At 71.3% G+C, this 373-nt stretch carries 1 pseudogene; it reads right to left on the bottom strand.

The annotated features are described in order from the left end of the window. A pseudogene (locus tag FLQ44_RS21795) lies at nucleotides 1-258 on the bottom strand (hypothetical protein); the annotation flags it as partial. Nucleotides 259-373 lie beyond the last annotated feature (115 nt).

Here is a 373-nt window from a genome sequence, read left to right as displayed (position 1 = left end):
GGCCAGCCACGAGGCCATCACCAGATAGTCCGCCGCCAGCGAGAAGTTGCGGCTGCGCGCCTCGTGCACGAAGGCCAGATACTGCTCCGCCAGCTTCGTGATCGACAGCTTCAGCAGGTCCACCTTCTGGGTGCGGGCCAGCGCCAGCAGCACGTGCAGCGGCCCCTCATAGCCGTCGATGTCCACCACGAAGGTCTGGTCGTCGGGCGCCGCGTCCACGGCGTCGAAACCCAGATCGGTCTGGAATTCCTCGCTCATGCCTCACCCGCCGCCGGCCCTGCCGCCGCCGTCATGCGGCCCGCCAGCCGCGCCTCGAACCGGGCGCGGGCGTGGGCCTCGTCCAGCGGCTCGGGCGTGGCGGGCACACGGGCCA

The organism is Vogesella mureinivorans (assembly GCF_007644035.1).
GTDB classification, from domain to species: Bacteria; Pseudomonadota; Gammaproteobacteria; order Burkholderiales; family Chromobacteriaceae; genus Vogesella; species Vogesella mureinivorans.
Note: the sequence above shows the minus strand (reverse complement) of the source record. Positions and strands in the feature narration are given on the sequence as shown.